At 60.9% G+C, this 9,925-nt stretch carries 9 protein-coding genes; 6 read left to right on the forward strand and 3 right to left on the reverse strand.

The window, feature by feature from the left end; all coding sequences use genetic code 11:
- Positions 1-138: 138 nt before the first annotated feature.
- The gene (locus BP737_RS01175; RefSeq protein WP_292408443.1) at positions 139-756 is read right to left on the reverse strand and encodes a translation initiation factor IF-2 subunit beta; all 618 of its coding nucleotides are present in this window, start codon (positions 754-756) and stop codon (positions 139-141) included.
- Between the two features lie 97 nt (positions 757-853).
- On the opposite strand from BP737_RS01175, the gene purL reads away from it, so the two are divergent.
- A complete protein-coding gene (gene purL, locus BP737_RS01180; protein WP_292408440.1) occupies positions 854-2,926 on the forward strand; it encodes a phosphoribosylformylglycinamidine synthase subunit PurL in 2,073 nt (690 codons plus the stop codon).
- Here the strand turns inward: purL and BP737_RS01185 are convergent.
- Together BP737_RS01185 and ilvC are read right to left on the reverse strand one after the other, a co-directional pair.
- Entirely contained in the window at positions 2,895-3,401 is a 507-nt protein-coding gene (locus BP737_RS01185) for a flavodoxin family protein (RefSeq protein WP_292408437.1), read from the reverse strand. The genes purL and BP737_RS01185 overlap by 32 nt on opposite strands.
- Before the next feature lie 35 nt (positions 3,402-3,436).
- A complete protein-coding gene (gene ilvC / locus BP737_RS01190; protein WP_292408434.1) occupies positions 3,437-4,426 on the reverse strand; it encodes a ketol-acid reductoisomerase in 990 nt (329 codons plus the stop codon).
- Positions 4,427-4,553: 127 nt separating this feature from the next.
- On the opposite strand from ilvC, the gene mptA reads away from it, so the two are divergent.
- From mptA to frhB, 5 genes are all read left to right on the forward strand, one after another.
- Positions 4,554-5,492, forward strand: a complete 939-nt coding sequence (gene mptA, locus BP737_RS01195) for a GTP cyclohydrolase MptA (RefSeq protein ID WP_292408431.1) — start codon at positions 4,554-4,556, stop codon at positions 5,490-5,492.
- 225 nt (positions 5,493-5,717) lie between these two features.
- Positions 5,718-7,085, forward strand: a complete 1,368-nt coding sequence (gene frhA / locus BP737_RS01200) for a coenzyme F420 hydrogenase subunit alpha (RefSeq protein ID WP_292408427.1) — start codon at positions 5,718-5,720, stop codon at positions 7,083-7,085.
- Between the two features lie 10 nt (positions 7,086-7,095).
- Entirely contained in the window at positions 7,096-7,656 is a 561-nt protein-coding gene (frhD, locus tag BP737_RS01205; RefSeq protein WP_292408424.1) for a coenzyme F420-reducing hydrogenase, FrhD protein, read from the forward strand.
- 103 nt (positions 7,657-7,759) lie between these two features.
- Positions 7,760-8,521 (forward strand): coenzyme F420 hydrogenase subunit gamma, encoded by a 762-nt coding sequence (gene frhG / locus BP737_RS01210; protein ID WP_292408421.1) that lies wholly within the window; start codon positions 7,760-7,762, stop codon positions 8,519-8,521.
- A 10-nt stretch (positions 8,522-8,531) separates the two neighbouring features.
- Positions 8,532-9,419, forward strand: a complete 888-nt coding sequence (gene frhB, locus BP737_RS01215; protein ID WP_292393862.1) for a coenzyme F420 hydrogenase subunit beta — start codon at positions 8,532-8,534, stop codon at positions 9,417-9,419.
- Positions 9,420-9,925: the final 506 nt, after the last annotated feature.

A 9,925-nucleotide genomic window follows, 5' to 3' on the forward strand; every position in this document is an offset into this window, starting at 1 on the left:
GATGTGGGTGGAGATCCGGAAAACCTGACCCCGATAGAGCATCGTTACTCCCGGAACGATACCGGAGAAAAAAGGTATAATTCCTGCATTGGGACGGCAATGCATGGGTTGTAAATCTCGACGAGGAGCGGGGGAGCCTCACTCGGCACGCTCGGTGAAGATGATCGTCCCGGCGATCCGGGTGATCTTTACCTTCACCGTCTGACCCGGTTTTGCATTCGCGACGTACATCGTGTAGCGGTCGATCTTCACCACGCCGTCGCCGCGTTTCGAGAGAAACTGCGGGGTGACGTCCATAATGGCGCCTTCGGTCGGTTTTGAGGCTGCTGAGGGGTCTATGATTGCTTTCCGCTTCCGAACCGGCCGGTGGCCGCCGCAGGCGTCGCACCGCAGCATCAGGACCCGGTCGCTCTTAACGAGGCGGGTATCGGGCTTTCCACACTCCGAACAGATAACATAGTCCTCGACGTAGCCCCGGATGATCGTGTTGATCTGCTCCTGCTCGAACTTCCCGGAGAATACGGCCCGCGTTCCCTCGATTTTGCCGGCGGTGCCGAGTTCGCCGAGGAGGTGCTTCATCAGGTGGTCCGGATCGCGCCGGAGAATATCCGCGATCTCGGCGAAGTTCTCAAGGACCGTGGTCTTCCCCTCGATAAAGACGCGGGCGACAGGAACGGTGAACCGATCTTCAAACTCCGTCGGTTCCGTGATATTGGTATAGGCCTTCTTCAGAAGGTCTTCATATGACGGGGTCATACCCAGAGTATTGGTCGCGCGACGTCAAAAAGTGGTTCCCTCGGTACACCCGGCTTGCACATGCTTATGTAGATAGGCAACCCACCAGTCTTACAGTATGTTACCGGCACAGGACCTTGCATTGCTGCGAAAAACCCTCGGACGCGACTTAACCGACGTCGAGACCGCCTGCTTCGAAAACCTTTGGAGCGAACACTGCAGTTACCGGTCCACCAAACCGCTCCTGCGGACGCTGCCGACGGAGGGAAGCGAGGTGCTGCTCGGGCCGGGGGACGACGCCGCCATCGTGCGGTTCAGCGACACCTGTGCCCTTGCCATAGGGATGGAGAGCCACAACCACCCAAGTTACGTGGACCCCTACGACGGCGCCGCCACCGGCGTCGGCGGGATCGTCCGCGACGTCCTCTCGATGGGCGCCCGCCCCATCGCCCTGATGGACCCGCTCTACTTCGGGCCCCTCGACAGCGAGAAGAACCGTTACCTTGTCGAGCATATCGTCGCCGGAATCGGCGGCTACGGCAACTGTATCGGAGTGCCGGTCGTCCGGGGGGAACTCGTCTTCGACCCTTCCTACGCAGGAAACCCGCTCGTGAACGTCGTCTGCGTCGGGATCGTGGACCCCGACCGCTACATCACCGCCCGGGTGAAACGGCCGGGGAGTCACCTGGTCCTGATAGGCTCCTCGACCGGCCGGGACGGCCTCGGCGGGGCATCGTTCGCCTCCCGGGACCTCTCCGAAGACGCGGAGGCCGCCGACCGGCCGAGCGTCCAGGTCGGCGACCCCTACACCGAGAAACTCCTCATCGATGCGATCCTTGCGATGGCAAAGACCGGAAAAGTCCTCTCCTGCCGCGACCTCGGGGCGGCGGGGCTTGCCGGAGCGTCAAGCGAGATGGCGAGCTCCTTCGGGGCGGTCATCCACGCCGACCGGGTCCACCTCCGGGAGACCGGGATGGGGCCGCGGGAGATCATGCTCGCCGAGTCCCAGGAGCGGATGCTCGTTGAGGTGGCTCCGGAGGACGTCACCCTGATGGGGGCGATCGCGGAGAAGTACGACCTCCGGTGGAGCGACATCGGTGAGGTTATCGATGAACCCCGCTACATCGTAAAGTTCCACGGCAAGACCGTCGCGGACCTGCCCATAGACCTGCTCGTCGGCGGGGCGCCGCTCTGTGCCTGGGAGAAGAGGCCCTATTCGGCGGAGAAGCCGTTCTCCCGTCCGACAGCGCCGATAAAGGATCTCGCGCTCGCGGTCCTCGCGCACCCGGACATAGCAGGGAAGGACTGGGTCTACGAGCAGTACGACCGGGACGTCCAGCTCCGGTCGGTCTCCCTCCGCCACGACGCCGCCGTGCTCCGTCTGGAGGATAAGGCGCTCGTCCTCTCCTGCGGGTGCAACCCCAGGCACATCTTCTTAAAACCCTTTGAGGGGACGGCAAACGCCGTCGTCGAGAACGCAAGCAACCTCGCCTGTCTCGGCGCCGACCCGCTCTGCATCGTCGACTGCCTGAACTTCGCGAGCCCCGAGCACCCGGAGACCAACTGGCACCTCGAACAGTGCGTCCTTGGCCTCGGAGATGCGGCGCGGAAGATGGCGGTCCCGATAGTCGGCGGTAACGTCTCGCTCTACAACGAGAGCGACGAGTTCGGGACGCGGATCAAACCGACGCCGTCGCTCGGCATGGTCGGTCGGGGGGAGGTCCGTGCGTGGGCGACCCCCGCCGCCGGCGACCTCCTCGCCCTGATCGGAACGACGCTCCCCGACTACGGGGGCTCGGTCCTCGACGCACTCACCGGGTGCAACGGGCCCGCACCCGCAATGGCGGACCCGGCCGTCGTCGCCGTCGTCCGCGGCCTTGTGAGGGAGGGGCGGGTCACGGCCGCGACCGATCTCTCCCGGGGCGGTCTCCTTGCAGCGCTCGCGAAGGTCGCGCCGTGCGCGGACGTCGCACTCGCCGGCGACCCCCTGGAGGAACTCTTCTCCGAGACCTACGGCCGGTTCCTGGTCGCGGTCTCGGATGAATCGGCTCTCGCCGGGGTGGAGCACCGTGTCCTCGGCAGGGTCGGCGGCGACGCTCTCACCCTCCGTCTCAGGGATGAAGCGGTCGTCATCGCGCCGGAGGAACTCGATACGGCGCTCACCTCGACGACCCGGACGATGCGCTACTGACCGCCGGCGTCCGGAGGAGGCCCGCCAGGGCCTTCACGGCGTCCGGATCTCTCACATCCCGCGTCGTGAACGAGACCGTGCCCAGAACCTCGGCGCCGCGATCCGCAAGCATCTCCCGGAGCGTCTCAAGCGTCTTCCCCGGTCCCCCGCGCGATGTGCAGAAGGCGACCGCAGTCTTCCCCGCGATGCCCTGCAGGGCGGCAACAGCGGCGTTGGCGGCGGGTGTCGGGTTGCCCCCCCATACGGGGGTTCCGACGACGACGGTCTCGTAACCGGAGACATCGATGACGGAGGGCTCGATGGCGGCACGTTCCTTTCTCATGGCACGGGGCGCGCCTTTGAGGTACATCCCCACCTTCGAGTAACCCGCAAGGTCTTTTACTTCGATGAGATCGCCGCCGGTCGCGGCAGCGAGCCGTTCGGCCACAGCCCGGGTATTTCCGGTCTCGGAGTGATAGACGATACAGACGGACATACTGAAGCGTACCGTCTTCAGGTATAAAAAAAGAATTATTTCTGGAATTGCGGCATGAACCCGCGGAGTTCCTTACCCACCTGCTCGATCAGGTGCTCCTCGTCCGCTCTTGTCAGCGCGTTGAGGACCGGGCGGTTCACCGTGTTCTCAAGCAGCCATTCCCGGGCGAACTCCCCGTTCTGGATCTCCTCGAGGATCTCCTGCATCGCCGCATAGGTCTCCGGTCCGATGACGCGCGGCCCCCTCGTCAGGTCGCCGTACCGGGCGGTGTTGCTGATCGAGTCGCGCATCTTCGTAAACCCGCCCTCGTAGATCAGATCGACGATGAGTTTCATCTCATGAAGAACCTCCAGGTACGCCATTTCGGGCGCATACCCGGCGTCCACAAGGGTCTCGAACCCTGCCTTGATGAGGGAGGTCACCCCGCCGCAGAGGACCGCCTGCTCCCCGAAAAGGTCGGTCTCGGTCTCCTCGGCAAACGTCGTCTCGAGCACGACCGCACGGGTCGCCCCGATCCCCCGGGCGTAGGCGAGCGCGACGGCGTGCGCCTTACCCGTATAGTCCTGGTGGACGGCGATGAGTGCCGGAACCCCCTCCCCCTCCTCGTAGGTCCGCCGGACCATGTGGCCGGGGCCCTTTGGAGCGACCATGACCACGTCGACGGTGGGCGGAGGAACGATCTGTCCGTAGTGGATATTAAACCCGTGTGAGAACATCAGGCAGGCGTTCTCTCGAAGGAAGGGGCTGATCTCGGTGCGGTAGACGGCCGCCTGGCTTTCGTCGGGAAGAAGGATCTGAATTATCTCGGCGCGCTTGACCACTTCCGCCACAGGATAGACTTCAAAACCGTCTTCGGATGCTTTCTGCCAGCTGTTGCCGGGCCGCAGGCCGACGACGACCTGGCAACCGGAATCACGCAAGTTCAGCGCCTGGCCGCGGCCCTGGGACCCGTAGCCGATAACGGCGATGATCTTCCCCTCCAGGGTGCGGAGGTCTGCATCGGACTCGTAGTATTTCTGCACCATATGTTCTCACTTCTGATTGAACAGCAAACCAGATAAATCTTATATAGGGAGCTCCGGTTGCAGGGAAGGTTATTTTAAGGTTAATGAAGAGAAACCTTATACCTTATACATTACTTGAGGATTTGTAATGGAACTGCCAGATGTCCAGTCCAGCCTGCCGGAGGTCCGTATCAACCTGACCAGGGTGGGTGTAAAAAACGTCCAAAAACTTGTTGAAGTCGCCCGACCCGGCAAGCGACCGGTCATTTTTATCTCCAAGTTCGACGTTTTTGTTGACCTCCCCGGAAGCCTCAAAGGCGCAAACCTCTCCCGGAACTTCGAGGTCATCGACGATGTGTTGCAGCAGGCCATCGACGGAGACGTCAAGGAGATCGAAGAACTTTGCAGCGCCGTAGCGAGAAAACTCCTTGACCGCCACGAGTACGCGGAGCGGACTGAAGTCCGGATGCGGAGCAAGTTCATGGTCCGGCGGGAGACGCCGGTAAGCGAGACGAGCTGCCATGAGGTCGTGAACGTCCACGCCCGCGCAATAGCCCAGAGGAACGACGGATGCCCGATCATCCGAAAGAGCATCGGTGCCGAAGTGACCGGGATGACCGCCTGTCCGTGCGCCCAGAACATCATGAAGGACCACGCCCTGCATGTCCTTGAAAACCTCGGCATGGAAGAGGACAAGATCAATGCGTTCTTCGACGAAGTGCCGATGGCCACGCACAACCAGCGCGGCCGGGGATTCCTCAGCATCGAGACCGACGACGACCAGCACGTCAGCCTTGAGAAGATCATCAAGATCCTCAAGGACTCCATGAGTGCGCGGATCTATGAGCTCCTCAAGCGGGGCGACGAGAGTTACGTGGTGATGGAAGCCCACAAAAATCCGCGGTTCGTCGAGGACTGCGTCCGCGAGATGGCCCGCAAGGTGATCACGCAGTTCCGGTATCTCCCGGGGGACTCCGTGGTTACCCTTAAACAGACGAATGAGGAGAGTATCCACCAGCACAACGCATACGCGGAGCGGAAGGCAACGATAGCTGAACTTGTTGCCGAGATGGATGAAGATATATAATTAGATAATTATTTTTTTAGCAATTATATTTGGTAATGATATCCAATTTGGAGTGTTACAACTTCAAAAATTCGTAATATTTGAGAATGCACTGAAACGAAAGTTATAAACTCTGTTTCTATCATAATCCTTCTTGACGTACGCACGTACGTTTCCAGTACTAAATTGTGTGGTAACACCGGTATAGTGTTTTGAACACCATAATATCGGAATGAGGCGATATATTTGTCGAAAGTTGTAGAGATATCCCCAACAACGAGACACGAAGGCCACTCGAAGCTCGTTCTGAAGGTCAACGATGACGGCATCGTCGAGCGTGGAGACTGGCTCAGCATCACCCCGGTGAGGGGTGTCGAGAAGCTCGCCATCGGCAAGACGATGGATCAGGTTCCGAAGATTGCATCGCGCGTCTGCGGTATATGTCCTATTGCGCACACCCTGGCAGCAACTGAGGCAATGGAAGCTTCCATCGGGTGCGAGATCCCCGAGGACGCAAAACTCCTGCGTTACATCCTGCAATGTGCCAACAGGATGCACAGCCATGCCCTGCATAACATCCTGGCCCTTCCGGACATGTACATCCCCGGAACCGACATGAAGATCAACCCGTTCACCAAAGAAGAACCGGTCAGGAGCGTTGCCCTCCGGATCCAGCGCATCCGTGAGATCGGCCAGACGATCGGCGAGATCGTCGGCGGAGAGGCCATCCACCCGAGCAACCCCCGTGTCGGTGGCATGTACCGAAACATCAGCCCGCGGGCGAAGGCGAAGATTTACGACCTCGCAAAGGAAGCCCGGGCTCTCACGCAGCAGCAGATGGAGTTCATGATCGCGGTCTTCCGGAACTATCAGAGGCGCGATTGGGCCGAAGTCGGCGGCGTCGAAGTCCCGATCCCGAAGGACCTCGGCTACCACAACCAGGGCTACATGGCCACTGCACCGGTCTACGGCAGCTCCAGCCTCGATGAGAACCCAACCTGGTTCCCCGAGCGGTTCACCGAAGTCCGCCCCTGGGACTGGTACATGGGCGAGGTGGAGATTGACGAGGCCGACCCGAACTACCCGGTCGGTGGCACTACCCCCGTAGGAAACAAAGCTTGGCCCCAGATGGAAGCCTGCACCGGCGTCCCGCTCTACGACGGCCAGCCGATCGAGGTCGGGCCACGCGCACGCCAGGCCATATTCAAGAACTACGACGAGAAGGGCACCATCGGCCTCCAGATCGCTCGCCAGATGGAGTTCCCCGAGACCGCTTACGGGATCATCGACGCGCTCGACGCGCTCGACACCTCCGGACCGGTGCTTGCGGACCCTATCCCGCAGGGTGACGGCTCCCTTGGATGGGCCGCAAACGAAGCGCCCCGTGGCACGGATGTCCACCTGGCCCGGGTCAAGGACGGCCGGGTGCAGTACTTCTCGATGCTCGTCCCGACCACCTGGAACTTCCCCACCTGCAGCCGTGCGCTTGAGGGTGCACCCTGGCGGCTTGCGGAAGTCGTCATGCGTGGATATGACCCCTGCGTCTCCTGTGCGACGCACATGCTGGTGATCGACGAAGACAAGAGATTAGTGGCCCAGAAACTCATTCAGTGAGCGTACACGCATGCTATTTCGTGAGATCGTGATCGCAGGATGCGGAAACCCTCTCTTCGGAGACGACGGGTTCGGTCCTGCAGTCGTCGAAGAGCTCAAGAAGTTACAACTGCCCGACAACGTCAAGGTGATCGATGCCGGCCTTGGCGCCCCTCACTTCCTCTTCACCCTGATGGAAGATACAGAGGTGCCGGTGAAGAAGCTGCTCATCATCGATATCGCCGATTTCGGCGCCAATCCCGGTGATGTGACGAAGCTCCGGCCCGAAGACCTGCCGCCGGGCGCCTACCGGGATGCCCATTCATGGGACCTTTCCGAGCCGTTACAGCGATTAAAGGATACCGTTGACATCACGATCATCGCGTGTCAGCCCAAGCGTGTCGCGAGCCAGGAGTTTGAACTAGGGCTCACTGAGGAGGTTGAGGAGGCCATTCCCAAAACAGTGCGTATCGTACTGGAAGAAATTGGGGTAGAATATGGGGCTGCTATCAACCATCAAGGAACGCATCTTTGGGCGTCGCCGGGAGAAGCCGGCAGAGATGCCGGGAAGAAACCCGGAGAGCAAGCCTGAGGTGAAGCCTGCGGCGATCCGGCCGCACGCGAAGCCCGCGGTGAAGCCCTCTGATGTGATTGTAGAAGAAAAGGTGGAAGTTGTACAAAAGGAGGAAAAGCCTGTGGCAGAAAAGATTTCGATAGGTGAATTACACCTGAGCGGATGTACGGGATGCCTCGTGACGCTTGCGGATAACTACGAGGGTCTCTTCAAGCTGCTCGATGACTATGCGGACCTGGTCTATGCACTGACACTGGTCGATGTGCGCCACGTCCCCGAGATGGACGTGTGCCTGGTCGAGGGGTCGTGCTGTCTGGACGACAAACTCTCGGTAGAGGAACTGAAAGAAGCAAGGGAGAAGTCGAAGGTGCTCGTCGCCTACGGCGCCTGTGCGGCTTACGGTAACATAACGCGGTTCTGCCGTGGCGGCCAGTGGAACCAACCCGGTCAGGAGGCGTTCGTGCCGATCAGCGAGATCGTCGACGTCGACCTCTACCTGCCGTCCTGTCCCCCGTGCCCTCAGGCCGTCAGGAACATCGCCGTCATGGCCTACCTGCTCCTGAAAGGCAACGACGAGCAGAAGAACCTTGCAACCGCTTACCTGACGCCGCTGATGCAGCTTGCACAGCGCGGTGATACGGCATGCGGTTGCGACCTGATGTACGATGTCATCAACCAGGGGCTCTGCATGGGATGCGGAACCTGCGCCGGCACCTGCCCGGTCCGGGCCGTGACCATGGAGTACGGCAAGCCGAATGTGAACCGCGACCAGTGCATCAAATGCGGCGCCTGCTACGCGCAGTGCCCGCGGAGCTGGTTCAACTTCGACGTCATGAACAACTACGAGGGCATCATGGGTGCCATCAAGGGAGCCATGCAGTGAGGTGAGAAAGATGGACGTACTCGGTAACTACAAGTCCGTAATCTCGGCGCGTTCGACCGACAGGGACATCCTGAAGAAGTCCCAGGACGGCGGCATCATCACGACGCTCTTTGCCTATGCGCTCGAAGAGGGCATCATCGACGGTGCCATCGTCGCGGGCCAGAGCGACGAGCCCTGGAGACCCCAGCCCGTGGTCGCGACCACGAAGGCCGAACTCCTGGCCGCCGCCGGAACGCGCTACACCATCAGCCCGAACCTCTACCTGATCAAGGAGGCGACCCGCAGCTACGGTCTCGACAGAGTCGGCATCGTCGGGACGCCCTGCCAGATGCAGGCGACCCGGAAGGCCCAGGTCTACCCGATCGGCATGCGGGACGTCGACGATAAGATCGCGCTCGCGCTCGGCATCTTCTGCATGGAGAACCTCTCCTACCAGGCGCTCGAGGCCATGGTCGAGGACCACTGCAACCAGAAGATGGAGTCCGTCAAGAAGATGGACATCGGCAAGGGCAAGTTCACGGTCTACACCGAACGCGGTGCAGTCAGCCAGATGCCCTTGAAGTTGATCCACAAGTACGTGCAGCCCGGCTGCCACGTCTGCCTGGACTACGTCGCGAACCTCGCCGACATCTCCAGCGGCTCCGTGGGCAGCCCCGACGGCTGGAGCACGGTCTTTGTCCGGAGCACGAAGGGCAACACGGTCTGGGACGGCGCCATCGCCGCCGGTTACTTCGAGACGAAGCCTATCGGCGAGGTCAAGCCCGGCCTCGACCTCGTAAAGAAGCTCGCCACGGAGAAGATCACGAAGAACCAGAAGAACGTGGACGCTCGTAAGACGATAGGTCTCAAGGCGGACGGAACCCCCAAGGGTCTCCGGAACCCCTACGAGTCTCCCTGAAACTCTCTTTTTTTCTCACAGGCAAGGGCGCTTCACCGGAGCCTTCTCACTCTCGATTGAGCGGGAGCGTTCGGAGGTCCCGGAAAAGGGAGAAACTGGTGTTCTTTCGAATATTCCGGCGAGTTCCCGAGGTCTTCCGGGAGGTCACCGATGAACCTGTTCCAGAACGGTCTGAGGATAACGATATGACCGACCGTGTAGCAGGGCGACGAAGTGGTCTCTTCCCCGATCGGTCCGTAGAAGAACCCGTCCTGTGTCCCGGTCTCCCCGAAGACCGCGCCGAGGATGATGGCGCGCCCGATCTGGGCGAGGTTGACATCGTTGCTGGTTTGCGGCGTCAGCGGATCGGGATCGGTGCCGTCAAGGAAGACCGTCCCTGTCGGTGAGCGGGGCGGAGCCAGCTTCGGAACGTCGGTAGGGATGCTCGGGTACCTGAACCTCAGGCAATACGGAACCGAAGTCGGCGATCAGCAATTTCTCAATGAGATGATCCCGAAACACCTCAG

The sequence above is a fragment of the Methanoculleus sp. UBA291 genome (assembly GCF_002499755.1).
Taxonomy (GTDB): domain Archaea; phylum Halobacteriota; class Methanomicrobia; order Methanomicrobiales; family Methanoculleaceae; genus Methanoculleus; species Methanoculleus palmolei.

Excerpts from the sequence above, each read along its gene's own strand:
- BP737_RS01175 (WP_292408443.1), bottom strand. The coding sequence starts at position 756 with ATGACCCCGTCATATGAAGACCTTCTGAAGAAGGCCTATACCAATATC.
- purL (WP_292408440.1), top strand. The coding sequence starts at position 854 with ATGTTACCGGCACAGGACCTTGCATTGCTGCGAAAAACCCTCGGACGC.
- BP737_RS01185 (WP_292408437.1), bottom strand. The coding sequence starts at position 3,401 with ATGTCCGTCTGTATCGTCTATCACTCCGAGACCGGAAATACCCGGGCT.
- ilvC (WP_292408434.1), bottom strand. The coding sequence starts at position 4,426 with ATGGTGCAGAAATACTACGAGTCCGATGCAGACCTCCGCACCCTGGAG.
- mptA (WP_292408431.1), top strand. The coding sequence starts at position 4,554 with ATGGAACTGCCAGATGTCCAGTCCAGCCTGCCGGAGGTCCGTATCAAC.
- frhD (WP_292408424.1), top strand. The coding sequence starts at position 7,096 with ATGCTATTTCGTGAGATCGTGATCGCAGGATGCGGAAACCCTCTCTTC.
- frhB (WP_292393862.1), top strand. The coding sequence starts at position 8,532 with ATGGACGTACTCGGTAACTACAAGTCCGTAATCTCGGCGCGTTCGACC.